This is a genomic window from Pseudomonas sp. B35(2017), from assembly GCF_002113645.1.
Taxonomy (GTDB): Bacteria; Pseudomonadota; Gammaproteobacteria; order Pseudomonadales; family Pseudomonadaceae; genus Aquipseudomonas; species Aquipseudomonas ekonensis.
Window position 1 is genome coordinate 98,038 of the sequence record NZ_NEIZ01000006.1, and the last position, 24,161, is coordinate 122,198.

General features: G+C 66.1%; 23 protein-coding genes. 9 read left to right on the forward strand and 14 right to left on the reverse strand.

Features of this window, described 5'->3' with window-relative positions:
- The gene (locus tag CAG41_RS13300; protein WP_085585921.1) at nucleotides 1–813 is read left to right on the forward strand and encodes a YfaP family protein; all 813 of its coding nucleotides are present in this window, start codon (nucleotides 1–3) and stop codon (nucleotides 811–813) included.
- A 935-nt stretch (nucleotides 814–1,748) separates the two neighbouring features.
- Here the strand turns inward: CAG41_RS13300 and CAG41_RS13315 are convergent.
- From CAG41_RS13315 to CAG41_RS13355, 9 genes are all read right to left on the reverse strand, one after another.
- Nucleotides 1,749–2,492: a helix-turn-helix transcriptional regulator gene (locus tag CAG41_RS13315; RefSeq protein WP_085585931.1), complete on the reverse strand. Its 744-nt coding sequence runs from the start codon at nucleotides 2,490–2,492 to the stop codon at nucleotides 1,749–1,751.
- Nucleotides 2,493–2,699: 207 nt separating this feature from the next.
- Nucleotides 2,700–3,227, reverse strand: a complete 528-nt coding sequence (gene ppa / locus CAG41_RS13320) for an inorganic diphosphatase (protein WP_085585933.1) — start codon at nucleotides 3,225–3,227, stop codon at nucleotides 2,700–2,702.
- A gap of 100 nt (nucleotides 3,228–3,327) precedes the next feature.
- The gene (locus CAG41_RS13325) at nucleotides 3,328–4,140 is read right to left on the reverse strand and encodes a zinc-dependent peptidase (RefSeq protein ID WP_085585935.1); all 813 of its coding nucleotides are present in this window, start codon (nucleotides 4,138–4,140) and stop codon (nucleotides 3,328–3,330) included.
- A 4-nt stretch (nucleotides 4,141–4,144) separates the two neighbouring features.
- A complete protein-coding gene (locus tag CAG41_RS13330) occupies nucleotides 4,145–4,801 on the reverse strand; it encodes a DedA family protein (protein ID WP_085585937.1) in 657 nt (218 codons plus the stop codon).
- A 256-nt stretch (nucleotides 4,802–5,057) separates the two neighbouring features.
- A complete protein-coding gene (locus tag CAG41_RS13335; RefSeq protein WP_085585939.1) occupies nucleotides 5,058–5,519 on the reverse strand; it encodes an N-acetyltransferase in 462 nt (153 codons plus the stop codon).
- 116 nt (nucleotides 5,520–5,635) lie between these two features.
- Nucleotides 5,636–6,460: an ethanolamine ammonia-lyase subunit EutC gene (gene eutC / locus CAG41_RS13340; protein ID WP_085586016.1), complete on the reverse strand. Its 825-nt coding sequence runs from the start codon at nucleotides 6,458–6,460 to the stop codon at nucleotides 5,636–5,638.
- A 5-nt stretch (nucleotides 6,461–6,465) separates the two neighbouring features.
- Nucleotides 6,466–7,860: an ethanolamine ammonia-lyase subunit EutB gene (locus tag CAG41_RS13345; protein ID WP_085585941.1), complete on the reverse strand. Its 1,395-nt coding sequence runs from the start codon at nucleotides 7,858–7,860 to the stop codon at nucleotides 6,466–6,468.
- Nucleotides 7,861–7,966: 106 nt separating this feature from the next.
- Entirely contained in the window at nucleotides 7,967–9,337 is a 1,371-nt protein-coding gene (gene eat, locus CAG41_RS13350) for an ethanolamine permease (protein WP_085585943.1), read from the reverse strand.
- 202 nt (nucleotides 9,338–9,539) lie between these two features.
- Entirely contained in the window at nucleotides 9,540–11,060 is a 1,521-nt protein-coding gene (locus tag CAG41_RS13355) for an aldehyde dehydrogenase family protein (RefSeq protein WP_085585945.1), read from the reverse strand.
- Nucleotides 11,061–11,388: 328 nt separating this feature from the next.
- Here CAG41_RS13355 and CAG41_RS13360 point away from each other — a divergent pair, with 328 nt between their 5' ends.
- The 4 genes from CAG41_RS13360 to CAG41_RS13375 all read left to right on the forward strand — a co-directional run bounded on the left by CAG41_RS13360 (nucleotide 11,389) and on the right by CAG41_RS13375 (nucleotide 15,654).
- The gene (locus tag CAG41_RS13360; RefSeq protein ID WP_085707085.1) at nucleotides 11,389–13,305 is read left to right on the forward strand and encodes a sigma-54-dependent Fis family transcriptional regulator; all 1,917 of its coding nucleotides are present in this window, start codon (nucleotides 11,389–11,391) and stop codon (nucleotides 13,303–13,305) included.
- Between the two features lie 93 nt (nucleotides 13,306–13,398).
- A complete protein-coding gene (mpl, locus tag CAG41_RS13365; RefSeq protein WP_085585949.1) occupies nucleotides 13,399–14,748 on the forward strand; it encodes a UDP-N-acetylmuramate:L-alanyl-gamma-D-glutamyl-meso-diaminopimelate ligase in 1,350 nt (449 codons plus the stop codon).
- A complete protein-coding gene (gene ubiX, locus CAG41_RS13370; protein WP_085585951.1) occupies nucleotides 14,745–15,377 on the forward strand; it encodes a flavin prenyltransferase UbiX in 633 nt (210 codons plus the stop codon). Before mpl ends, ubiX begins: the two co-directional genes overlap by 4 nt.
- Entirely contained in the window at nucleotides 15,370–15,654 is a 285-nt protein-coding gene (locus tag CAG41_RS13375) for a YceK/YidQ family lipoprotein (protein WP_085585953.1), read from the forward strand. Before ubiX ends, CAG41_RS13375 begins: the two co-directional genes overlap by 8 nt.
- 79 nt (nucleotides 15,655–15,733) lie before the next feature.
- Here the strand turns inward: CAG41_RS13375 and CAG41_RS13380 are convergent, their stop codons facing one another.
- From CAG41_RS13380 to CAG41_RS13390, 3 genes are all read right to left on the reverse strand, one after another.
- Entirely contained in the window at nucleotides 15,734–16,375 is a 642-nt protein-coding gene (locus CAG41_RS13380; protein WP_085585955.1) for an oxidoreductase, read from the reverse strand.
- A gap of 27 nt (nucleotides 16,376–16,402) precedes the next feature.
- Nucleotides 16,403–18,139 (reverse strand): C13 family peptidase, encoded by a 1,737-nt coding sequence (locus tag CAG41_RS13385; protein WP_085585957.1) that lies wholly within the window; start codon nucleotides 18,137–18,139, stop codon nucleotides 16,403–16,405.
- 109 nt (nucleotides 18,140–18,248) lie between these two features.
- Complete coding sequence (locus CAG41_RS13390; protein ID WP_085707086.1) at nucleotides 18,249–18,704, reverse strand: MaoC family dehydratase; 456 nt, start codon at nucleotides 18,702–18,704, stop codon at nucleotides 18,249–18,251.
- A gap of 193 nt (nucleotides 18,705–18,897) precedes the next feature.
- Between CAG41_RS13390 and CAG41_RS13395 the strand changes: the two genes are divergently transcribed.
- The 3 genes from CAG41_RS13395 to CAG41_RS13405 are packed head-to-tail and all read left to right on the forward strand — an operon-like array spanning nucleotide 18,898 to nucleotide 20,577.
- Nucleotides 18,898–19,260: a CidA/LrgA family protein gene (locus CAG41_RS13395; RefSeq protein WP_085585961.1), complete on the forward strand. Its 363-nt coding sequence runs from the start codon at nucleotides 18,898–18,900 to the stop codon at nucleotides 19,258–19,260.
- Nucleotides 19,260–19,976: an LrgB family protein gene (locus CAG41_RS13400; protein WP_085632385.1), complete on the forward strand. Its 717-nt coding sequence runs from the start codon at nucleotides 19,260–19,262 to the stop codon at nucleotides 19,974–19,976. The genes CAG41_RS13395 and CAG41_RS13400 overlap by 1 nt, the downstream gene beginning before the upstream one ends.
- A gap of 10 nt (nucleotides 19,977–19,986) precedes the next feature.
- Nucleotides 19,987–20,577 (forward strand): LON peptidase substrate-binding domain-containing protein, encoded by a 591-nt coding sequence (locus tag CAG41_RS13405; protein WP_085585965.1) that lies wholly within the window; start codon nucleotides 19,987–19,989, stop codon nucleotides 20,575–20,577.
- A 31-nt stretch (nucleotides 20,578–20,608) separates the two neighbouring features.
- Here the strand turns inward: CAG41_RS13405 and CAG41_RS13410 are convergent, their stop codons facing one another.
- Nucleotides 20,609–21,925, reverse strand: coding sequence for a bifunctional DedA family/phosphatase PAP2 family protein (locus CAG41_RS13410; RefSeq protein WP_085585967.1), 1,317 nt, complete (start codon nucleotides 21,923–21,925; stop codon nucleotides 20,609–20,611).
- Between the two features lie 87 nt (nucleotides 21,926–22,012).
- Entirely contained in the window at nucleotides 22,013–22,711 is a 699-nt protein-coding gene (locus CAG41_RS13415) for a DNA-3-methyladenine glycosylase (RefSeq protein WP_085585969.1), read from the reverse strand.
- Between the two features lie 177 nt (nucleotides 22,712–22,888).
- Between CAG41_RS13415 and CAG41_RS13420 the strand changes: the two genes are divergently transcribed.
- Nucleotides 22,889–24,160: a glutamate-5-semialdehyde dehydrogenase gene (locus tag CAG41_RS13420; RefSeq protein ID WP_085585971.1), complete on the forward strand. Its 1,272-nt coding sequence runs from the start codon at nucleotides 22,889–22,891 to the stop codon at nucleotides 24,158–24,160.
- Nucleotide 24,161: the final 1 nt, after the last annotated feature.

Below are 24,161 nucleotides of genomic sequence, written 5' to 3' on the forward strand. Positions count from 1 at the left end.
ATGACACTCCGTTATCCACAGGTCTTGCTGTTGCTCTGTGCCTTCGCCGCGCTGTCGCCGGCGACGGCCGCCGACGGCGTCAAACTCGACACCCCGGTCGGCGGCTGGCGCACCGGCGCTCCGGAGGGCGAAGGCGAAAGCTTCCGCCAGACCGTCAACTACCCGGCCTCGTCGGTCAACACCAAGGCCGGCCAAGCCAATACCGCGCGCATCAGCGGCCAGATCAAGGCAGCGCCCAAGGGCAACGCACCGGGACGGCTGATCGTCAACGGCGTCAGCATGCCGCTGAAGATCGATGACGCCGGCCGCTTCGACCGCCCGTTCTCCTTCCCCAACGGCAGCAACAGCGTCGAAGTCCGCAGCCCCGACGGTCAGCAGCGTCACCGCACCCAGTTCCTCAACGCCAGCGGCGGCGCCACCCCGGCCAAATTGCGCGTGCTGCTGGCCTGGGACAGCGACGGCACCGACCTCGACCTGCACCTCGTCACCCCCGACGGCGCCCACATCTGGTACGGCGACCGCACCGCCCCCAACGGCGCCGCCCTCGACGTCGACGTCACCACCGGCTACGGCCCGGAAATCTTCGCCATGCCCGCGCCGATCAAGGGCCAGTACCTGGTCTATGTGAACTACTACGGCGGCGGCTACCGCGGGGACGACGAAGGCGGCGACGAGGCGGTGCAGCCGCTGACTACGGCGCAGGTGACGGTGATCACCGAAGAAGGCACGCCGAGCGAGAAGATGGAGACGTTCGTGGTGCCGATGCGGGCGGTGGGGGAACTGACGCTGGTGAAGTCGTTCAGTTATCCGTGAGCGCTACCTGATCAGTCGGGAAACACACCACACAAAGCGTTGCCCCGGTAACCATGAACGATCGGGCCGAGCATCATGAAAGGCCCGCAAGCGTAGAAAGGGGATGGAACCGATTGTTTCGTGTGGAGAAGCACGGTCTCATTCCCGGATTGGTCATTGCCGAAGGCCTGCTCCTCATAGGACGCACACACCGGCAGCTTCAGCGGCACTGGCACCACCAGTGCCCAGACGGTCACCCCGCACCATTCACGGGAGGGTGGCGATTGCTCTGTTCTGCTGATTGGCGGCGCAACGGACCGGGCGCTTTGCGCTCGGTAGGCGTCAGTCTGGATTGTCGACTTTTCCGGTAGCGATACGACTGCACCGACGCAACCTGAAAGACACAGGGTTGTTGCGGCGCAGGCAGCCATCAAGCGAAGGCGTGCGGTAGGGAGCATCTATGCTGAACATCCTTGGGGTGGGATTCGGCGTTTGTCCTTCTGTTTCGTCAGACGCCATTCTGAGGCCGGCAGTGGCGGCTGAAGGTTAATCAGCCCCTATGCGAGGCGCAAGCGGCCCGGCCCCTTTCAGGACGTTTCCCACAAGGGGCAGGCAAGCGGCTCGAATGGGCGTGGCTTTTCGGCAGGCATTAAAAAGCCGGCTTGTGGCCGGCTTCTCGGGGACTGGCTTGGCCTATTTTTGGTAAGCCGCGCCAGCCTTCAAAACGTACACCCGGATCTTGCGTCCGGCTGTGGGACTTGGTCAGACAGTGGTCTGCCGCGTCGGGCGTCATCCGGGCCGCTGGGCGGGCCGATGCGCTGAGGTGGGGCGCAGGATACTGAGTTTTGCGGGGGATTCCCAGCCCGGAGTGCGGAATAGAGCGATCCAATCGGGAGAAATCCGGCATTTGTACGGTTTTTCAGAGGCTCCTTGTTGGGGCGGCGGGTGCCCGGCGCTCAGAGGAACGGCACCACCGGCCGGCGCTTGTTCAGGGTCGACCACCAGAACACCCAGCCCAGCACGTGGATCCGCTGCTCTTCGATCTGGGCGGCGCGGAAGATTTCGTCCGGGTACTGGGCGCTGTTGTGGCTGCGCAGGCGCAGGGCGTTGCCGGGCATGCGGTGCAGGTACTTGATGCGCAGCATGCCGTCGTGCTCGATGGCGTAGATTTCGCCGTCCACCACCTGGGTGAGGCTGCGGTCGATGGCGAGGGCGGAGCCGTCTTCGATCTTTTCGGCCATGCTGTTGCCGATCATGTGGGCGCAGATGGCGTCGGTGTGCTTGATCTCCAGGGCGTCGAGGTGGCTGCGTGGCAGGCGGACGGTCTGGTCCGGGTCGCGGATGACGTGGGTCTTGCCGGAGCCGGCGGCGGTGGGGACTTCCTTGTAGAGAGGCAAGGCGATGTCCAGGTGATCGACCACGGCGTAGACGCCGCGCAGGGCCTGGGCGTCGAGGGCGTCGCCGGCGTCGGGCGAGCGCACGCGGGTGGAGTCCTTCGGGCCTTCGCCGGTCTTGAGCCAGTCGCTGTTGACCGACAGCAGGCGCGCGACTTCTTCCATGCGGTAGGCCGGTACGCCGCGGGTGTACCAGTTATGGATGTTTTGGGCTTCCGTGCCCCAGAACCTGGCGAATCCCGTGGTGGTGATGTTCGCAGCTTCCAGGAGTGCCTTGAATCGTGGACCGCTAGTGTTCTTTCTCATGAACACAGAGTCTACGGCCGTGCCAGAGCGGTTTGAATAAACCGGCCGTTCAAAATGGGCGGCAATTTAAGACCGGATGTAAGTTGCATTTTGGAAAGTTTAAACAGCCGGCAACCGTGGCGTCTCGTGTTAAACGCGCTGTTGAAAAGCCGGATCGACAGGCACAAAAAACCCCGGATCGACCGGGGTTTTCTTCAAGCGGTGCGCTTAGCCCTTGTAGGCGGCCACCGACTTGGTGATCGCGGCGCGGGCGGCATCGGCGCCGTCCCAGCCTTCGATCTTGACCCACTTGCCCTTCTCGAGATCCTTGTAGTTCGCGAAGAAGTGCTCGATCTGCTGGATCAGCAGCGGCGGCAGGTCGGTGTATTCCTTCACGTCAACGTACAGCTGGGACAGCTTGTCGTGAGGAACGGCAACGACCTTGGCGTCGCCGCCGCCATCGTCGGTCATGTTCAGGATGCCGACCGGACGGGCGCGGATCACCGAACCTGGGGCGACCGGGTAAGGGGTCACGACCAGCACGTCCAGGGGATCGCCGTCGTCGGCCAGGGTGTTCGGGATGTAACCGTAGTTGGCCGGGTAGAACATCGGGGTGGCCATGAAACGGTCAACGAACAGGCAATCGCTGTCTTTGTCGATTTCGTATTTGATCGGCGCGTGGTTGGCCGGGATCTCGATCGCGACGTAGATGTCGTTCGGCAGGTCTTTGCCAGCCGGGATCTTGCTGTAGCTCATTGGGCGGTGCCCCCGTTAGTTGACCAAAAACACTTGGCCGGATTGACCAAAAAGTGGCGGCGATTATAGGCACATTCTGTTGCCGGTGCCACGTGCCGCCTCAGTCGTGAGCCTGATAGACCGGGTCGTGCGCCTGAAGTTGCCGCAGCCTGCCCAACGGATCCTGGCGGTAGAAAAGCCGCAGCTGCGCGTACACCTGTGGATAACTCTCGTGCAGCAGGTCCGGGGCGCTGAAAAAGTACTCGCTGGTGACGGCAAAGAACTCGGCCGGGTTCTCGGCGGCGTAGGGGTCGATGGCGGTTTCGGCGTCGGGGTTGCGGTCGAGCTGGCGGTTGAGATCGTCGTAGGCCGCCTGCATGACCGTCGCCCAGTCCTTGACCCGCATGTCGGCGTGCAGCGGCGGCAGGCCGTTGGCGTCGCCGTTGAGCATGTCGAGCTTGTGCGCCAGTTCGTGGATGACCAGGTTGTAGCCTTCCCAGCCGCCGCTGGCCATCACGCCGGGCCAGGCCATGATCACCGGCCCGTGTTGCCAGGCTTCGCCGCTGTGCTCGGCGTCCCACTCGTGCTCCACGCCGGCGGCGTCGCGGTGGCGCTGGGGGCTGAGGAAGTCGTCGGGGTAGAGGATGATTTCGTGGAAGCCCCGGTACCAGTTCAGGTCGCCCAGGTGCAGCAGCGGCAACTGGGCCTGGACGGCGAGCAGCAGGCGCTGCTCCTGGTGCAGCTCGACGCCGGGCAGCGCGGTGAGGTGCTTGTCCTCAAGGAACAGCACGCTGGCCTCGCGCAGCCAGCGGTCTTCGTCGGCGCTGATGCCGTCGAGGAAGCTCAGCTGATGGCGCACCCGTTGCCAGAGGTCATCGGCAATCGGGTGCCTGGCCAGGATGCGCCGGCGTCGCCAGGCGCTCAGCGACCACACGGGATCAGCGCGAAGCGGCTTTGGAGCCGGCGCCGCCGAGGCGGCTGCGCACCACACCGATGATCATCGGCACCAGCGACAGCAGGATGATGCCGACCACCAGCAACGACAGGTTCTTCTTGATGAACGGCACGTTGCCGAAGAAGTAGCCCAGGGTCACCAGGCCGCCGACCCACAGGACGGTGCCGAACACGCTGAACGCGAAGAAGCGCGGGTAAGGCATCTTCGCCACGCCGGCGACGAACGGCGCAAACGTGCGGATGATCGGCAGGAAGCGCGCCAGGGTCACGGTCTTGCCGCCGTGCTTGTCATAGAAGTCGTGGGTCTGCTGCAGGTAGTCCCGGCGGAAGATTTTCGAGTTCGGGTTGCTGAACAGCTTCTCGCCCGCCGTTCGTCCGATCACGTAGTTGGTGCTGTCGCCGAGGATCGCCGCCAGCATCAGCAGGCCGCCCAGCAGCACCGGATCCATGCCGCCGCCTGCCGCCACGGCGCCGGCGATGAACAGCAGGGAGTCGCCCGGCAGGAAAGGCATCACGACCAGGCCGGTCTCGCAGAAGATCACCATGAACAGGATGGCGTAGATCCAGGTGCCGTAGTTGGTCACCAGCATGTCGAGGTAGACGTCGAGATGCAGGATCAGGTCGATCGGGTTGAAATCCATGTGGGCACCTGTGGTGACGGCCCGACTCGGCAGGCCTGTGCGGATGACTTCGTGAAAGGCTACACGCAGGTGTAGTTTTTCTTACAAGCCGGAAAGGTCGGGATTATACGGTTTGAGACGTGAAAAGCGTGTTGGTTTTGTAGCGGGGAATGTCGCGGTGTGAGGAATTGTCAGTCTGGCGGGGCCGTGGCGAGGGAGCGCTTGAGCGGGCGCCGGCTCCCTCGCAAAAGGAGCCGGCTCCGTCATCGGTAGGCGTTCAAAGCTCGTCGCTGATCGGCAGCACGTAGTTCTTGAACTCGGTGTCTTCCTTGAAGCCGATGGACTCGTAGGTTTTCTGCGCCACTTCGTTGTTGCTGCTGGTGGACACGCGCATGCGCACGGCCTGGGTGTCCTTGGCCATTTTCTTGGCCGTGCGGATCAGGTTGTCGGCCACCAGTTGCCGGCGGGCGTCTTCGGCGACGTAGATGTCGTTGAGGATCCACACGCGCTTGAGCGACAGTGAGGAGAAGCTCGGGTAGAGCTGGCAGAAGCCCATCAGTTTGCGGTCGTCGTCATCGGCCAGGGCCAGGTAGATCACTGACTCCTTGCGCCGCAGGCGCTTTTCCAGGAACGCCCGGGACGAGTCCGGATAAGGCAGCGAGCCGTAGAACTCGCGGTATTTGACGAACAACGGGGTCAGCAGATCCAGGTGTTCGAGGGTCGCTTGGATAATCCGCATGGTAGGTCTCGTCCTTCAATTGGCTGTCTTCACGTGCGCTGACGGCAATGGGAAACCCGGGCGGCCGTGCGTCGATCCTGCCTCAAACCGACGCTCGAAGGCAATGCGGAAACGGTTCAGGCCGGGGGCGGATCCAGCAGGAAATTGCTTTTCATGTCTGTTCCGTCTTCCGACTCCAGTGTCTGAACCTGCGCTTCGTCCTTCAGGTTCACGCCCGAGAGCTGCCGCCGGCAGGCTTCGCGCATCAGGTACAGCAAACGGTGGGCCGCCATGCCGTAGCTCAAGCCCTCCAGCCGCACGTTGGAGATGCAGTTGCGGTAGGCATCGGTGAGGCCGACCTTAGGATTGTAGGTGAAATATAAACCCAGGCTGTCCGGCGAACTGAGGCCCGGGCGCTCTCCGATCAGCATCACCACCATTTTGGCGCCCAGCAGTTGGCCGATCTCGTCGCCGATGGCCACGCGGCCCTGTTCCACCAGGATCACCGGCGCGCATGACCATCCGTCGGCGCCCATCTGCTCTTCCAGGCGCGTGAGGAACGGCACGGTGTGGCGATGGACGGCCAGCGCCGAGAGGCCGTCGGCCACGACGATGGCCAGGTCGACGCCGCCGGGATGGGCGGCGGCGTATTCGCGCAGGGCCTGCGCCGACGGTTCGCTGAGCCTGCGCCCAAGGTCCGGGCGTTGCAGGTAGCTGTTGCGGTCGCTCGCGGCGCTGTGCAGCAGCAGGCTGTCGCGCCCGCGTCCGTTCAGTTGCCCGGCGAGCCCGGCGTGGTCGAACGGCAGGTGCACCGCGTCCCGGGCCTGGGCGTGGGCGTACTGGAAGTCCAGCTGCGCGCGGGTCGGCAGGCTGGTGCCGGTGCGGCCCAGGGCGATGCGTGCAGGGGTCAGGTTGCGCAGGGCCAGCCAGGGGTTTTGCGGATCGACGGGCGGTTTTTCCATGAGGCTCATCCCAGTTGCGCCAGCGCCTGGCGGAAGGCCGGCGGCAGTTGGTTGCCGAAGCGGACCGTGCCGTCCGCCTGGGTGAAGATGCCCATGTTCGCCAGCCACCGCTCGAACTCCGGCGCCGGCTTCAGGCCCAGGGTCTGGCGGGCGTAGAGGGCGTCGTGGAAGGAGGTGGTCTGGTAATTGAGCATGATGTCGTCGGAGCCGGGGATGCCCATGATGAAGTTGATCCCGGCCACGCCCAGCAGGGTCAGCAGGGTGTCCATGTCGTCCTGGTCGGCTTCGGCGTGGTTGGTGTAGCAGATGTCGCAGCCCATCGGCACGCCCAAAAGCTTGCCGCAGAAGTGGTCTTCGAGGCCGGCGCGGATGATCTGCTTGCCGTTGTAGAGGTACTCCGGGCCGATGAAGCCGACGACGGTGTTCACCAGGAACGGCTTGAAGTGCCGCGCCACGGCGTAGGCCCGGGTCTCGCAGGTCTGCTGGTCGACGCCGTGGTGGGCGTTGGCCGACAGCGCGCTGCCTTGGCCTGTCTCGAAATACATCAGGTTCTGCCCCAGGGTGCCGCGGTTCAGGCTCAAGCCTGCTTCGTAGCCTTCCTGCAGCACATTGAGGTTGATGCCGAAGCTGGCGTTGGCCGCTTCGGTGCCGGCGATGGACTGGAACACCAGATCCAGCGGCACGCCCCGGTTGATCGCCTCGATGGAGGTGGTGACGTGGGTCAGCACGCAGGCCTGCGTGGGGATGTCGTAGCGCTGGATGATGGCGTCGAGCATCTCCAGCATCGCGCAGATCGAGGCGATGCTGTCGGTGGCCGGGTTGATGCCGATCATGGCGTCGCCGTTGCCGTACAGCAGGCCGTCGAGGATGCTCGCGGCGATCCCGGCGGGCTCGTCCGTCGGGTGGTTCGGCTGCAGGCGCGTGGACAGGCGTCCGCGCAGGCCCAGGGTGCCGCGGAACTTCGTGACCACGCGGATCTTCTGCGCCACCAGCACCAGGTCCTGCACGCGCATGATCTTCGACACGGCGGCGGCCATCTCCGGGGTCAGGCCGGGGGCGAGGGCGCGCAGGCTGGCTTCGTCGGCGGCTTCGCTGAGCAGCCAGTCGCGAAAGCCGCCGACGGTGAGGTGGCTGACGGCGGCGAAGGCCTGTCTGTCGTGGCTGTCGATGATCAGCCGGGTGACTTCGTCGGACTCGTAAGGGATCAGCGCTTCCTGGAGGAAGTGCGTGAGCGGGATGTCGGCCAGCGCCATCTGCGCGGCCACCCGTTCGCCGTCGTTGAGCGCGGCGACCCCGGCCAGGAAGTCGCCGGAGCGGGCGGGGCTGGCCTTGGCCATCACCTCCTTGAGGCTGTCGAAGCGGTAGGTCTGGGCGCCGACGGTATGGGCGAATGCGGCCATGGGGCGCGTTCCTCCTGAATCTGTGGATGACTCTGTTCCCTGCGGGAGGGACTGCATGCACTTCTATAAGGCAGACACCGGGCGCGCGGCCCGGTGCCGGTGCATCTCATACACCTTCGAGCATAGCGTCCGCCGGCGCTTCGGAACGTTGCTTGGCGGTCAGCTGGAAGTACAGGTAGCCGGCGGCCATGAACCCGAGGAACACGCAGCCGATCAGGGCGTTGAACCATGCCATTGCCACCAGGCACACCACCGCCAGGAACAGCGCGATGGCCGGCACCACCGGATAGCCCGGCGCGCGGAAGGTGCGCTCCAGGTTCGGTTCGGTGCGGCGCAGCTTGAACAGGCTGAGCATGCTGATGATGTACATCACGATGGCGCCGAACACCGACATGGTGATCATCGCCGCCGTCAGGCTCATGCCTTGCAGGTTGACCAGGCCGTCGCTGTAGATCGCGGCGATGCCGATGACGCCGCCGGCGATGATCGCCCGGTGCGGGGTCTGGAAGCGCGACAGCTTGGCCAGCCCCTTGGGCAGGTAGCCGGCGCGGGCGAGGGCGAAGAACTGGCGCGAGTAGCCGAGGATGATCCCGTGGAAGCTCGCCACCAGGCCGAACAGGCCGATCCACACCAGCATGTGCATCCAGGTCGAGTTGTTGCCCACCACCGCCTTCATCGCCTGAGGCAGCGGGTCGTTGATGTTCGACAGCTGGCGCCAGTCGCCGACGCCGCCGGCCATCACCATCACGCCGATGGCGAGGAACACCAGGGTCAGGATCCCGCTGACGTAGGCCCGCGGAATCGTGCGTTTGGGATCCTTGGCTTCCTCGGCCGCCATGGCCGCGCCTTCGATGGCGAGGAAGAACCAGATCGCGAACGGGATGGCGGCGAAGATCCCCGGCACCGAGGCCAGGCTGAACTCGTTGGCGCCGGACCAGCCGTTGAGCACGAAGTTGCTGAAGCTGAAGCCCGGCGCGACCACGCCCATGAACACCAGCAGCTCGGCCACCGCCAGCACGGTGACCACCAGCTCGAAGGTGGCGGCGATGCTGACGCCGAGGATGTTCAGGGTCATGAACACGAAGTACGCGCCGACCGCCGCGACTTTCGGGTCGAGCCCCGGATACTGCACGTTGAGGTAGGCGCCGATGGCCATGGCGATGGCCGGCGGGGCGAACACGAATTCGATCAGGGTGGCGATCCCGGCGATCAGCCCGCCTTTCTCGCCGAAGGCCCGGCGGCTGTAGGCGAACGGCCCGCCCGCATGAGGGATGGCGGTGGTCAGCTCGGTGAAGCTGAAGATGAAGCAGGTGTACATGGTCGCGACCATCAGGGCCGTGACCAGAAAGCCCAGGGTGCCGGCGGTGCCCCAGCCGTAGCTCCAGCCGAAGTACTCGCCGGAAATCACCAGGCCGACGGCGATGCCCCACAGGTGCAGGGTGCCGAGGGTGGGTTTGAGCTGTGTGGTGGAAGTCATAAGTCCTCTCTTCACTCTTTTTATTGTTCGGTCTGTTGGACTTTCAGGTGTGGCGCATGCAGGGCGGATCCTGGATGACGGGTACGCAAGGGCCGTGCCAGAGCGGCCAGGCCTTGGGTGGTGGTCATTCAGGGCGCCTCGCGGGCGTGCCCGCGAGGCGGTCGGGAAGGCGGCACCGGGGTTGCGGCGCCGCCCCGGTTCTTTAGAAGAAGCCCAGCGGATTGATGTCGTAGCTGACCAGCAGGTTCTTGGTCTGCTGGTAGTGGTCGAGCATCATCTTGTGGGTCTCACGGCCGACGCCGGACTTCTTGTACCCGCCGAACGCGGCGTGCGCCGGGTACAGGTGGTAGCAGTTGGTCCATACGCGGCCGGCCTTGATGCCGCGGCCCATGCGGTAGGCGCGGTTGATGTCGCGGGTCCAGACGCCGGCGCCGAGGCCGAACTCGGTGTCGTTGGCGATCGCCAGGGCTTCGGCTTCGTCCTTGAAGGTGGTGATGCTCACCACCGGGCCGAAGATTTCCTCCTGGAACACGCGCATCTTGTTGGTGCCCTTGAGCAGGGTCGGCTGGATGTAGTAGCCGGTCGACAGGCTGCCGTCGAGTTTTTCCACCTTGCCGCCGGTGAGCAGCTCGGCGCCTTCCTTCTCGGCGATCTCAAGGTAGGAGAGGATCTTGTCGAACTGTTGCTCGGACGCCTGGGCGCCGACCATGGTGTCGGTGTCCAGCGGGTCGCCGCGCTTGATCTGCTTGATCTTCTTCATCACCTCTTGCATGAACGCCGGGTAGATCGACTCCTGCACCAGGGCGCGGGAGGGGCAGGTGCAGACCTCGCCCTGGTTGAAGAACGCCAGCACCAGGCCTTCGGCGGCCTTCTCGATGAAGCTTTGCTCGGCCTGCATGATGTCTTCGAAGAAGATGTTCGGCGACTTGCCGCCCAGCTCCACGGTGGACGGAATGATGTTCTCGGCGGCGCACTTCATGATGTGCGAGCCGACCGGGGTCGAGCCGGTGAAGGCGATCTTGGCGATGCGCTTGCTGGTGGCCAGGGCTTCGCCGGCCTCTTTGCCGAACCCTTGCACCACGTTGAGCACGCCCGGCGGCAGCAGGTCGCCGATCAGTTCCATCAGCACGCTGATGCCCAGCGGCGTCTGCTCGGCAGGCTTGAGCACCACGCAGTTGCCGGCGGCCAGGGCCGGGGCGAGTTTCCAGGCGGCCATCAGCAGCGGGAAGTTCCACGGGATGATCTGGCCGACCACGCCCAGCGGCTCATGGATGTGATAGGCCACGGTGTTGCCGTCGATCTCGGCGGCGCTGCCTTCCTGGGCGCGCAGGCACCCGGCGAAGTAGCGGAAGTGGTCGGCGGCCAGCGGGATGTCGGCGTTGAGGGTCTCGCGGATGGCCTTGCCGTTGTCCCAGGTCTCGGTGATCGCCAGCAGTTCGAGGTTCTGTTCGATGCGGTCGGCGATCTTCAGCAGGATCAGCGAACGGGCCTGCGCCGAGGTGGCGCCCCAGGCATCGGCGGCGGCGTGGGCGGCGTCCAGGGCCTTGTCGATGTCTTCGGCGGTGGAACGCGGGAATTCGGCGATCGGTTGGCCGTTGACCGGCGAGGTGTTGGTGAAATACAGGCCTTTGACAGGCGCGACGAACTCGCCGCCGATGTAGTTTCCGTACTTGCTCTTGAACGAGACCTTGGCGCCTTCAGTACCCGGGTGAGCGTAACGCATGATGGTTTCTCCTTGCTTTTGTATTTGTCGGGAGGCGCATGTGCGCTTGCTTTAAGCGTAGAGCAAAGGTCGGGCCAGCGCCGTGCAAGTCAGGCAAATCAAGGTCTTGCGCCGGTTTTGCCGGACAGGCGGCCGGCGCTTGTGGCGATTGCGGTACAGGTGGCGTGACAGTTTGTACCGCCTGCGGCACAACCTGTGACCGGGCGGTTCCGCCAGCATTGCAAAGCGCCGGTGGCTGGAGGATGCTGGGCCTCGAATCGCCATGCAGGTCACTCTGCGATGAGGGTGCAAGCGCCTTCGCCGCAAGCCGCGGGGAGAACAATAAGAAATGCACGACAACCATCTGAGCCGCCACGTCCGGCAGGTGCTCACCGTCACCCAGGGCAAGCCGCGCCTGCACGGGCCGGGCGCCGATCCGTCGATCGCCCGTTCGTGGCTGCGTTGCCTTGAGGACTACCACCTCGATCCGGCCCTGGCCATGGCGCCGACCGTGCTTGAGCACGGTCGCGTCCTCGAAAGCCGCGAACGCCTGCAGCAGGTGCTGCAGATCGCCGGCACCGAAATGAGCAGCCTGCACCAGCAACTGTCCGGCGCCGGCCATGCGGTGCTGCTGACCGACGCCCGCGGGGTGATCCTCAACTGCGTCACCGACCCGGCCGAACGCAAGAGCTTCGAACGCGCCGGGCTCTGGCTCGGCGCCGACTGGAGCGAAGCCTGCGAAGGCACCAACGGCATCGGCACCTGCCTGGTGGAGCGCCAGGCGTTGACCATTCACCAGGGCGAACACTTTCGCGGCCAGCACACCGGCCTGACCTGTTCCGCCAGCCCGGTGTTCGACCCCCACGGCGAGCTGCTGGCGGTGCTCGACGTGTCGTCGGCCCGGCCGGACGTCTCGCGCCAGAGCCAATTCCACACCATGGCGCTGGTCAACCTGTCGGCGAAGATGATCGAGAGCTGCTATTTCCTGCGCTGCTTCGACAATCAATGGCTGCTGCGCTTTCACTTGCAGGCCGAATCCGTCGGCCTGTTCAGCGAAGGTCTGCTGGCGTTCGACGGGGAAGGGCGGATCAGCGCGGTCAACCAGAGCGCGTTGAACCTGCTCGGGCACATCCGTGGCGGTCTGCTCGGCCAGCCGGTGGAGGCGTTCTTCGACTGTTCGCTGGATGAGCTGCTGGGCCGGGCCAGCGCCCACGCGAGCGCCAGTTGGCCGCTGCGCACCCGCGACGGGCGCCCTCTATTCGCGGTGCTGCGGGGCGAGTCGCGCAGGCCGCTACCGGCCGTGCCGGCTCCGGTCAAGCCGCCGGCGCCGAGCCTGCCGGGCATTTGCCTGGGCGATGCCGGACTGCAAGCGGACTTTCGCAAGGCGTTGCGCGTCTTCGAGCGCGACGTGCCGCTGCTGATCAACGGCGAGACCGGTTCCGGCAAGGAGGCCGTGGCCAAGGCCGTGCACCTGGCCAGCCAGCGCAGCGCCAAGGCCTTCGTCGCCCTCAACTGCGCGGCGATCCCCGAAAGCCTGATCGAGAGCGAACTGTTCGGCTACCGCGGCGGCAGTTTCACCGGCGCCCGCAAGGAAGGCATGCGCGGCAAGCTGCAGCAGGCCGACGGCGGCACGCTGTTCCTGGACGAAATCGGCGACATGCCGCTGGCCTTGCAGACCCGCCTGCTGCGGGTGCTGGAGGATCGCCAGGTGGTACCGATCGGCGGCGAGGCCGAAGCGGTCGATGTGCGGATCATCAGCGCCACCCACCGCAACCTGCTGGAGCGGGTCGAGGACGGCGGCTTTCGCGAGGACCTGTATTACCGGCTCAACGGTCTGGAGGTGACGTTGCCGGCATTGCGCGAGCGCAGCGACAAACCGCAGTTGCTGGACTTCCTGCTGGCCGAAGAGGCGGGCGGGGAGTCGGTCGTGATCGAAGAGGCGGCGCGTCAGGCGCTGCTGGCGTTCAACTGGCCGGGGAACGTGCGGCAACTGCGCAATGTGCTGCGCACCCTGGCGGCGTTGTGCGAGGACGGGCGGATCAGGCTGGACGACCTGCCGGCGATGATCCGCCAGGCGCGGCCTGCGGCGGTGCAACCGGTCGAGGCATTGTCCGGGCATCCGCTGGACGACGCGGAGCGGGTGGCCTTGCTCAGTGCGCTGGAGCAGACGCGCTGGCACATGACGCATGCGGCGCAGCAGCTGGGCATCAGCCGCAACACCCTGTACAGGAAAATGCGCAAGCACGGCATCGCCCGTTCCGCCTGACCGGTGGCGAGGGAGCTTGCTCCCCGCCACAAACACAAGGTGCCATTTGCCCCACCCTGCGCTACCCTGCGGCCATGTTTTACGAGGTCGACTATGCACATTCATATTCTGGGTATCTGCGGGACTTTCATGGGCTCGATGGCGGTTCTGGCCAAAGAGCTGGGCCATCACGTCACCGGCTCCGACGCCAACGTCTATCCGCCGATGAGCACGCAGCTCGAGGCCCAAGGCATTGAGCTGACCCAGGGCTACGACCCAGCGCAGCTCGATCCGGCGCCGGACCTGGTGGTGATCGGCAACGCCATGTCCCGTGGCAATCCGGCCGTGGAATATGTGCTGAACAAGGGCCTGCCGTATGTCTCGGGCCCGCAGTGGCTGGCCGACCACGTCCTCCAGGGGCGCTGGGTGCTGGCCGTCGCCGGCACCCACGGCAAGACTACCACCAGCAGCATGCTCGCCTGGGTGCTGGAGCACGCGGGCATGAGCCCGGGCTTCCTGATCGGCGGCGTGCCGCAGAACTTCTCGGTGTCCGCGCGGCTGGGCGGCACGCCGTTCTTCGTGATCGAGGCCGACGAGTACGACAGCGCCTTCTTCGACAAGCGCTCCAAGTTCGTCCACTACCGTCCGCGCACCGCGATCCTCAACAACCTTGAGTTCGATCACGCCGACATCTTCCCTGACCTGGCGGCCATCGAGCGGCAGTTCCACCACTTGGTTCGCACCATCCCGAGCGAAGGCCTGGTGATCCACCCGACCACCGAGCCTGCGTTGCAGCGGGTGATCGAGATGGGTTGCTGGACGCCGGTGCAGACCACCGGCGCCGGCGGCCAGTGGCAGGTCAAGCTGCTCAAGGACGACGGTTCGGCGTTCGAAGTGATGTTCGACGGCCAGTCCCAAGGCGTGGTCGAGTGGGAGCTGACCGGTCAGCACAACGTCGCCAACGCCCTGGCGACCCTCGCCGCCGCCCGCCATGTCGGCGTGGTGCCGTCGATGGCCATCGCCGGCCTGAGCGCGTTCAAGAGCGTCAAGCGCCGGATGGAGAAGGTCGCCGAGGTGCGCGGCATCACCATCTACGATGACTTCGCCCACCATCCGACCGCCATCGCCACCACCCTCGACGGCCTGCGCAAGCGCATCGGCGACGCGCCGCTGATCGCGATCATCGAACCGCGCTCCAACTCCATGAAGCTGGGCGCGCACCGCGACGGCCTGCCGGACAGCGTGACCGATGCCGACCAGGTGATCTGGTACGCGCCGGCCAACCTGGGCTGGGACCTGGCGGCCACGGCGGCGCAATGTTCGGTGCCGTCGGTCGTCAGCGATTCGCTGGAAGGCATCATCGAGCGTGTGAAGAGCCAGGCCCAGCCCGGCACCCACGTGGTCATCATGAGCAACGGCGGCTTCGGCGGCCTGCACGGCAAACTGGCCGAGGCGCTGAAATGAACAACGGCCCGGAACGCATCACCCTGGCGATGACCGGCGCGTCCGGCGCCCAGTACGGCCTGCGCCTGCTGGACTGCCTGGTGCGCGAGGACCGCGAGGTGCACTTCCTGATCTCCAAGGCCGCGCAACTGGTGATGGCCACCGAGACCGATGTGTCGCTGCCGGCCAAGCCGCAGATGATGCAGGCGTTCCTCACCGAGTACACCGGCGCCGCCGACGGGCAGATCCGCGTGTACGGCAAGGAAGACTGGATGTCGCCGGTGGCCTCGGGCTCCGGCGCGCCGGCGGCGATGGTGGTGGTGCCGTGCTCCACGGGCACCCTGTCGGCCATCGCCACCGGGGCCTGCAACAACCTGATCGAACGGGCGGCGGACGTGACCCTCAAGGAACGCCGCCAACTGATCCTGGTGCCGCGCGAAGCGCCTTATTCGAGCATTCACCTGGAACACATGCTCAAGCTGTCGAACATGGGCGTGACCATCCTGCCGGCCTCGCCGGGTTTCTATCACCAGCCGCAGACCATCGACGACCTGATCGACTTCGTGGTGGCGCGCATCCTCAACCTGCTGGGCATTCCCCAGGACATGCTGCCGCGCTGGGGCGAACATCACCTGAGCAGCGATGAATAAGCTGCTGGCGGTTCTGTTGGCGTTGCAACTGACCGGCTGCGCCACCGCACGCACCCTGGACGCGGCCAAGCCGGGGGCGCCGGTGGTGTACGCCGGCACGCGGCTGGATCTGTATGCGATCAATGGCGGGTGCTGCGCGAAGGATCGGTTCGGGGCGGAGGCGCCGGGGTATCCCCAGGTGGACCTGCCGGCCAGCGCATTGCTCGACACGCTGTTGCTGCCGTTGTCGTTGCTGACGGTGATCGGCGTCGGGTTTCAGGCGACCGGGGGGCTGTAAGGCAGCGCTGCGCGCTCCATTCGCGGCTCCCCAGTGGGAGCCAGCCTGCTGGCGATGGCGTCCTCACGGACGCCGCCAATCACTTGCCGAGCTTTCTCAGCTCATCCGACTCGACCACCCGCACCCCGTCCTGTTCCTCCAGCGCCAGCCGCCACATCGCCCGGGCCAGTTGGCAGGCTTCGATGCCGCGGTACTTGCCGGGGATCAGTTTCGACAACGGCCCGGCGAGCTGCTCGCCCAGGCGCGGCTCGCTGCGGTCGCCCAGCAGCAGCGACGGCCGGCAGATGGTCAGTTGCGGCCAGTTCTGGGCGCGCAAGGCGTACTCCATCTCGCCCTTGACCCGGTTGTAGAAAATCGAGGATCTGCGGTCGGCCCCCAGCGCGCTGATCACGATCAGGTGCCGTGCGCCCATTTCCCGGGCACGTTTGGCGAAGGCCACGACCATGTCCAGGTCCACCGCGCGGAACGCCTCTTCGGAGCCGGCCTGCTTGATGGTGGTGCCCAGGCAGCAGTAGGCGATGTCGACCCGCCCGGAGAGCTGCGGCAGGAACGCCTGGGGATCACCGACGGGGTTTTCCAGGTGAGGATGCTCGGCCAGCGGCCGGCGTGAAGGGGCGAGCACTCGGGTGATCGTCGGCTCGTTGAGCAGGCGGTCGAGCAGATGTTCACCGGTCAACCCGGTGGCTCCGGCAAGCAAGACATGCTGAGGCGTCAAGTACATAGTGTCTCTCCCTTGATACTGTTCAGCTTAGTTGCTCTTTGTCGCCCCGTCGTTCAATGCAGCACTCTGCAACGCTTTTCTGGCCTGTTGCTTGCGCAGCTGCTGCCAGTGCGACAGCACGGTTTTCGGTGCCCAGATCTGTGGCTCCGACGCCTCGAAATTGTCCGCCAGCTCCCGTTCGGCGACGGTGGCCTTGGCCAGCTTGAAGGCCTGCTCCAGGTCGTCGGTCTGGTTCAGCGCCTGGGCGAACAGCGCGTCGCCGAAGTAGGTGAAGTTGGCTTCCTCCGAACAGCCGAACGACACGCGGTCGGCGCGCGAGGCGGTCATGATCAGCGTGCGTTCGTCCTTGAGCGCCGGAATGAAGCCGCCGGAATAGCACGCGGAAATGACGATGACCTTGTCGCGGTTCTTCAGCGGCGCCAGCACGGCGGCCAGTTCGTCGGCGGGCAGGTCGGCCAGTTCCATGCGCGGCTGGTCGAGCACCAGTTCGTGCTCGGCGGTGCCGTGGCTGGTGAGGTAGATGAACACCAGGTCTTCCGGGCCGCTGCGTTCGGCCAAGGTCTGGGCGGCGCGGCGCAGGTTCTCGCGGGTGGCCATTGGCCGGTCGCCGAGGTGGTCGCGGTGGTTGACCAGGCGGATCTGGCCGCGGGCGCCGAAACGGCTGGCGAGCATGTTGGCGACGTAGTCGGACTCGCGCAGGAACACGCTCTGCTTGCCGTCGCCGCCCAAGGTCAGGGTGTACAGCTCCACGGCCGGGGTCGAGGCGGGCACGTTGCCCAGGGCGTCGTCGAGCAGCCGGCCCTGGGCCAGCAGACCCAGTTCGAGGGTGTCGGGCAACAGCTTGCCGTCGGCGTCGCGCACCCGCTGGCCGTTGACCCAGGTGCCGCTCAGGACGGTGCCGTCGGTGAGCACCAGGGTACCGCGCCCGGCGTAGCTGTCGCTGTCGAACTGGCCGATGTAGAAACTGCCGTCGGACAGGTTCAGGCGGCCCTGGCCACTGAAGCGCCAGTCATTGAAGTCACCGGTGTAATGGCTGCCGTCGGCGCCGATCAGTTCGCCCTTGCCGGTCAGCGCGCCTTCCTTGAACTGGCCGAGCCACACGTCGCCGTCGGCGTTCTCGTAGCGGCCCTTGCCGTGCAGTTGGTTGTTCTTGAAGCCGCCGACATAGATGTCGCCGTCGGCGCTGTTGAAAGTGCCGTTGCCTTCCAGCTGGCCGTTGACGAACCGGCCGGTGAACTGGTTGCCGCTGGCGTCGCCGCGCTGGCCTTCGCCGTTGGGCTTGCCGTTGGCGAACTGGCCCTGGTAGGAGCTGCCGTCGTCGAGTTCGAGGCGGCCGAGCCCTGCGTACTGGTCGGCCTTGAACTCGCCGCGGTAGGTCATGGCGTTTTCCTTCAGGGTGCCTTCGCCGTCGCGCCGGCCCAGCTTGAAGCCGCCGGTGTAGCTGCTGCCGTGGGTGGTCAGGGTGCCCTGGCCGTCGAACAGGCCCTGCCGGAACTGGCCGCGGTAGACCTCGCCGTTGCTGCCGTGCCACTCGCCCTGACCGTGCCACTGGCCCTTGTCGAACGCGCCGGCGTACCAGCTGCCGTTGGGGTAGTCGACCCGGCCCTGGCCCTGCAGCAGGCCGTTGACCAGCTCGCCGCGGTAGCGCCCGCCGTCCGGCAGGTGCGCATCGGCCGGCAGCAGCGATTCGCCATCGCCGCAGGCGGTGAGCATCAGGGCCAGGGCAAGGGGGGCAATCGGGGCAAGGGACACAAGTGAGCGCATGGCGGGTTCCGGGCAATTAGGCGACCGAGTATGCCGCAGCCGGGTGACCATATACAGCCGGGAGGCGGGGCGGATGCGAAACGGCGTGAGCCGCTTCGCATCCCGGTGCTCAGACGAAGCAGAGCGACAGCGGTTCGGCGATGTAGGCCGGTTTTTCCGAGCCTTCGATCTCCAGGGTGGCGTTGGCCTTGAGCAGCCACTGGCCGGGTTTCTTCTCGGTCACGTCAACCAGGTCGACCTTGAGCCGGACCTTGGAGTCGACCTTGACCGGCTGGATGAAGCGCACGCTGTCCAGCCCGTAGTTGACCACCATCTTCACGCCCTTGGGCAGGATCAGGATGTCTTCCATCAGTTTGGGCATCAGCGACAGCGTCAGGAATCCGTGTGCGATGGTGCTGCCAAATGGCGTTTGCGCGGCTTTGACCGGGTCGACGTGGATGAACTGGAAATCCCCTGTGGCTTCGGCGAACAGGTTGATGCGCTCCTGATCGATGGTGAGCCATTCGGAACGTCCGAGTTCCTTGCCGACATAATCTTTGAGCTCTGCAACGGGAACATAGGGCATTGAGACTCTCCTTGGGTTCATCGGTTTTATCGTTTTTCAGGTGGGGGACATGACCGCCCTGCGAACCACTGTAGATCATCATGGCGATTTGCTCCGGTCAACCTGCCATGCTTTTGGCGAATGCCTGTGCATAGGCGCCGCATGCTTATAATGCCCCGCCCGTGCTTGGCGGGCGGTCGGACGGAGATGTCGGATGTTGCTACGTGGCCTGACCTGGCTGGTGCTGTTCCAATTGCTCGGCACGGCGCTCAACCATTTGCTGTTGCCGGTGCTGCCGGGGCCGATCATCGGCCTGCTGCTGTTGCTGGGGTTCCTCATCGTACGGGGCGAGGTCGGCGAGCCGCTGAGCCTGGCCGCCGGCAGCCTGCTGCGTTACCTGCCGTTGCTGCTGGTGCCGCCGGCGGTGGGGGTGATGGTGTACGCCGGCGCCATCGCCGCGGATTTCTGGGCCATCGTCGGTGCGCTGGTGGTGTCGCTGATCCTGTCCATGGCGTTCGCCGGGGTGCTGATGCAGCGCCTGGTCAAGCGTCACGCCGCCGGCACGGAGGAGTCCTGATGCTGTTCGACTGGCAAGGCGCCTGGGCGTCGGTGATCCACCATCCGCTGTTCGGCATCGGCGTCACCCTGGGGGCCTATCAACTGGTGCTGGCGGCGTTCGAGAAGACCCGCTGGATCTTCCTGCAACCGGTGCTGGTGTCGATGCTGCTGGTGATCGGCGTGCTGGTCGGCTGCGGCTTGACCTACGCCGAGTACCGCAAGAGCACCGAGATCCTCAGCATCCTGCTGGGGCCGGCGACCGTCGCGCTGGCGGTGCCGCTGTACCTGAACCTGCGGCGCATCCGCCAATTGTTCTGGCCGATCTTTACTACGCTGGTGATAGGCGGCGTGGTCGCCACCGGCATGGGCGTGGCGCTGGGCTGGTGGTTCGGCGCCGACCGCATGATCCTCATGACCATGGCGCCCAAGTCGGTGACCTCGCCGATCGCGATGCTGGTGGCCGAGCAGATCGGCGGCGTGGCGGCGCTGGCGGCGGTGTTCGTGCTGATCACCGGGGTTATCGGCGCGATCTTCGGCCCGGCGCTGCTCGACCGCCTCGGCGTGCGCAGCCCCGAGGCGCGCGGCATGGCGCTGGGCATGACGGCGCATGCGGTGGGCACGTCGGTGGCGTTGCAGGAAAGCGATGAGTGCGGCGCCTTCGCGGCGCTGGCGATGAGTCTGATGGGCGTGGCCACGGCGGTGTTCCTGCCGTTGGCGGTGTCGATGGTGGTGTAAGGATATGGCTATGAGTCTGCCGCTTTTCCCGCTGAACACAGTGCTGTTTCCCGGCTGCAACCTCGACTTGCAGATCTTCGAGGCGCGCTACCTGGACATGATCGGCCGCTGCATGAAACAGGGCGCAGGCTTCGGCGTGGTGTGCATCCTCGACGGCGACGAGGTCGGCGCCGCGCCGGAAGGCTTCGCCCGGGTCGGCTGCGAGGCGCGCATCACCGATTTCCAGCAGCAGGACAACGGCCTGCTGGGCATCCGCGTGCAGGGCGGGCGGCGCTTCCGGGTGCTGCGCAGCGAGGTGCAGCGCGACCAGTTGCTCGTCGCCGACATCGAATGGCTGGACGACGAGCCCGAGCAACCGCTGCAGGACGAGGACGCGGATCTGGTGGCCTTGCTCAAGGCGCTGGCCGAACACCCGATGGTCGAGGCGCTGGACATGGGCACCCACGCGGCGGGGCAGCAGTCGTTGGCCAATCAGCTGGCCTACCTGCTGCCGTTCGCCGAGGCGGACAAGCTGGACCTGCTCCAGCTCGACGACCCGCAGCAGCGGCTGGACGCGATCCAGGCGCTGCTCGATGAGCTGCAAGGCGAGCTGTTTGCTTGAGGGGCAGCGCTTGAGGGGCAGCGCCTGAAGGTCAGTAGGCGTAGCGCAGCATGACGTGGGGCAGGTGGCGCATGACGAACAGGCCGAACAGCGCCACCAGCGCCGGCAGCACCAGCCACCAGACTTTCTGCGGCATCGGCCCGAGCGGCGTCTGCCGCTGGATCAGCCACAGCCCCGCCGCGCACACGCACGCCGCCAGCATCGCACCGGCCAGCACATCCGTCGGCCAGTGCGCCCCCAGGTACACCCGCGACAGGGCGATGGCCATGGCCGGCAGGCAGCCGAGCAGCAGCCAGGTCAGGCGCATCCGCGGCGGCTGGCCGCGCCCGGCGAGCACCGCGAGGGTCAGGAACAGCGCGAACGAGCCCGAGGCATGGCCGCTGGGCATGCTGTAGCTGGTCAGCGGATCGGTCAGCACCTCGGGGCGCAGCCGGGCGAAGAAATGCTTGGTGGCGGTGTTGGCCAGCGCGGTGACGAGCAGGGTGCCGCCGACGAATATCGCATGGCGCCATTGGCGCATCAGCAGCAACAGGCCGGTGAACAAGGCGCTGAACAGCAGCATGTTGCGGAACTCGCCGATCAGCGTGAAGGTGACGGCGATTTCGTCCAGGGCCGGCTGCCGGTGTTCCTGGATCAGCGTCATCACGCCCCGATCCAGGGCGGTGAGGTAGGGGTAGCCGATGAACAGGCCGATCAGGATCAGCAGGCTCATGCCGCCGATCCAGACGGTCGCGCGGCGATGGCGGCGCAGGCTGCTGTTGGCGCTCAGGCCCACCATCGCGGCGATGCTGCCAGCGACGATGCCGGCCTGCAGCCAGAAACCTTCGGGCAGCGGCAGGCGGATCGCCGCACCCGTGGCCCAGCCCGGCAGCAGATAGGCGACACTCCAGCCGGCGGCGGCCAGCAGGCTCACGGCGGCGAAGCGCGGGAAGGGCATGTCGCACATGCCGGCGACCATCGGCAGCATGGGCCGCAGCGGGCCGATGAACCGGCCCACCAGCAGGCTGGCGATGCCGTAGCGCTGGAAGTAGGTCTCGGCCCCGGCCATCCACTCCGGATGGTGGCGCAGCCCGGGCAGGCGCCGGATGTTCTGGTGGAAGTGGCGGCCCAGGTAATAGGAAACGGCGTCGCCCAGAATCCCGCCGAGAAAGCCCAGCAGCAGGGTTTCGCTCAAGGGCAGCGCGCCGCTGCCGGCCAGCACCGCCACGGTGAACAGCAGCACGGTGCCCGGCACGATGATCCCGGCGATCGCCAGGCACTCCACGAACGCGATGATCAACACCGCCGCCGCCAGCCACTGCGGGTTGGCCGCCAGCCATCCGGTCACGCTATCGAGCCATTGGCCCATTGCATATCACTCCATCCATTTCATGAGAATCCTTGTAGGCGCGAGCCCGCTCCCACAGGGCATTGCCTGTCCGGGATCCCGGCATATTCAAGGCAGCAAATAGTAATCGCGCCCTTCGACCTGCCCGCGACGCAACGGGTTCCGGGTGCACCACTGCGCGTAGGCGGCGTCGACGAAGCGGTACATCAAATGCTCGTCGCGCCCGTGGGGAATGCCCAGCCGGGTGGTCTGGATGATGTGGGTCGGGGCCGGGCCGGTGTCTTCCACCAGCAGCACGTCGTGGTCGAAACGCTTGGCGTCCCACACCGGCACCTTCAGCCCCAGCGCCTTGCACAGCAGCGTCTGCCCGGCGCAGAGCTTTTGCGACGGGCGCGGCCGGCCCTGGGCGTCGGGGTTGTTCAGCAGCATCTGCGCCAGGCTGGCCGGCCCGCTGATCTCATCGACCCACGGATAGGCGGATTTGATCAGCACCGCGTTGCCGGGCCCCTGGGCGCTGAAGTTCAGCGAATCGCCGCCGCGGGCGTAGTACATATAGATGTGCCCGCCGTCCAGAAACAAAGCCTTACGCTTTTCTGTGTAGCCGAGGGAGGCGTGGCTGCCTTTTTCTTCGCAGTAATAGGCCTCGGTCTCGATGATCCGGGCGCTGAGCCACAGGTCGCCGACCCGGTGGCGGATGACTTTGCCCAACAGGTCCTGCGCCAGCGTCTGGGCGTCGCGGTCGAAGAAGGCGTCCGCAAGGCCGGCGGGCCGGGGCGCGGCGGGGAGGGGAACGGTCAGGTTGGACATGGCGGGCGGCGTTCATCCAGGCTCGGGAGGGCGCGATGATAACAATTTGGATCTTAATCACGGCTGAACGTCGGCAAATCCAAAGCGATTTCGACCATCCGCCCGTCACCGCTGTTAGTCCCGGGACGCGACAGCTATAATCTGCCGCTTTCCTCTTTGCCAAGACCCCAGCAGACCATGACTGAGTCCGTTCTTGACTACATGACCCGATTGGGTCGCGCCGCCCGCGAAGCGTCCCGGGTCATCGGCCGTGCCGGCACCGCGCAGAAGAACCGCGCCCTGCTGGCTGCCGCCAATGCCCTGGACGCCGCCCGCGCCGAGCTTGCGGCAGCCAACGAACAGGACCTGGCCGCCGGTCGCGCCAACGGCCTGGAGCCGGCGCTGCTGGAACGTCTGGAACTGACCCCGGCGCGCATCGACGGCATGATCACCGGCCTGCGCCAGGTGGCGGCATTGCCCGATCCTGTGGGTGCGATCCGGGACATGAGCTTCCGTCCGTCGGGCATCCAGGTCGGCAAGATGCGCGTGCCGCTGGGCGTGATCGGGATCATCTACGAGTCCCGGCCGAACGTGACCATCGACGCCGCCAGCCTGTGCCTGAAGTCCGGCAACGCGACCATCCTGCGCGGCGGCTCCGAGGCGATCCACTCCAACCGCGCCATCGCCGCCTGCATCCAGCGCGGCCTGGCCGAAGCCGACCTGCCGCCTGCCGTGGTGCAGGTGGTCGAGACCACCGACCGCGCCGCCGTCGGCGCGCTGATCGCCATGCCCGAACACGTCGATGTGATCGTGCCGCGCGGCGGCCGTGGCCTGATCGAGCGCATCAGCCGCGATGCCCGGGTGCCGGTGATCAAGCACCTGGACGGCATCTGCCACGTCTACGTCGGCGAGCACGCCGATCTGGCCAAGGCCGAGCGCATCGCCTTCAACGCCAAGACTTACCGCTACGGCATCTGCGGCGCCATGGAGACCCTGCTGGTCGACCAGGCCGTCGCGAAGGACTTCCTGCCGTCGATGGCCGCCCGCTTTCGCGAGAAGGGCGTCGAGCTGCGCGGTTGCGAGCGCACCCGCGCGATCATCGACGCGGTGGCGGCCACCGAAGACGACTGGAGCACCGAGTACCTGGCGCCGATCCTGTCGGTGCGCGTCGTCGACGGCCTGGACCAGGCCATCGAGCACATCAACCATTACGGCTCCCACCACACCGACTCGATCGTCAGCGAGCACCTTGCCGACACCCGTCGGTTCGTGGCGGAAGTCGACTCGGCGTCGGTGATGATCAACACCCCGACCTGCTTCGCCGACGGTTTCGAATACGGATTGGGTGCCGAGATCGGCATTTCTACTGATAAGCTGCACGCCCGCGGCCCGGTGGGTCTCGAAGGCCTGACCTGCGAGAAGTACATCGTGGTCGGTGATGGCCAGTTGCGCGGCCAGGCGACGGTCTGAC